Below are 1048 nucleotides of genomic sequence, written 5' to 3'. Positions count from 1 at the left end.
GAATCTACAAAAGTGGGGTTGATCTTTCTTTCATTTCAGCTCGCCTTTTCGTTATTTGAATAAATAAAAGTACCTCATACCATTCTCATGAAAAAAATTTGATTCTCAAAATAATTCTTTTCGTGCACTTATTGCCACTATTGCAACCATTGGCACTGTTGGAACAGCATTAGCAATGGGAACACAACTTGTCTCTCTTCTTATAGCAGAGAAAGGACTTTCCAACAGTACGATTGGCTATAGTGGAACAGTTGGTGGAATCGCCACAATTATTGCAGTTATTTTTACGTCTCGAATTGCCTTATGCTTAGGCATTACTCAAATCAATACTATTCATGATGGCGATAGGATCTTTAAGTTTTTTAGGATTCTATTTTTTTTGATCCCATATGGATTTTGTTCATTTTAAAGTTTATATTACATTTCACCGTGACGGTTATGTTTATCCTGTAAGAGTTTTGGATCAACAGTTATGCTCCCCCCAAAAAACGTGGTTTAGTTCTTTCTATTTACGCTATTGTCTCAGGGTTAGGGTTTGTGATAGGTCTAGCGCTGCTAGCAAAAGTTGGAACACAAGGATTTATTCCTTTTGGTGTTGGCTATAGCCTTATTATACTTGCTGCTATACCAATTCTTGCTGCTTGGAAATTAAGTCCAGAATTTCAAAAAAATCAATATACACCATTTTTTCGTTATCTTTTTCGCGTTCCAAGTGCAATGATGGCGGTTCTTGTTTACGGGGCCATTCAAATGGGCGTATTAACTCTTATGATGCCTTTTAGTTTATCCATTGGTTACAATAAGAATGAAGAAGCAGCACACTTTATGGCAATCCTTGCACTTGGGAATATTTTCCTTTTAATTCCTATCAGCATGATAAGCGACTACGCCAAAGATCAACGTTATCCGCTGATAGGTTGCACTATCTTAGGTTTTGTGGAAACTTTTATAGTACCATGGATTATTCAATATCCATGGATTTTAATGTTTGATCTGTTTCTTCTGGGGGGGGTGTATCAGCGAGCCTTTATACAATTAATCTTGCACA

2 protein-coding genes are annotated in these 1048 nt (G+C 36.5%); both read left to right on the top strand.

Translation table 11 applies throughout. The features are described from left to right. The first annotated feature begins 175 nt into the window (after positions 1–175). Positions 176–409: a hypothetical protein gene (locus BN338_RS13325; RefSeq protein WP_244427650.1), complete on the top strand. Its 234-nt coding sequence runs from the start codon at positions 176–178 to the stop codon at positions 407–409. Positions 410–462: 53 nt separating this feature from the next. Beyond that, a partial coding sequence (locus tag BN338_RS13320) for an MFS transporter (protein ID WP_341872028.1) occupies positions 463–1048 on the top strand: 586 nt, incomplete at its 3' end.

This window comes from Bartonella queenslandensis AUST/NH15 (assembly GCF_000312585.1).
In the GTDB taxonomy this organism is placed as follows: Bacteria; Pseudomonadota; Alphaproteobacteria; order Rhizobiales; family Rhizobiaceae; genus Bartonella; species Bartonella queenslandensis_A.
This window is presented reverse-complemented; position numbering and strand designations above follow the sequence as displayed.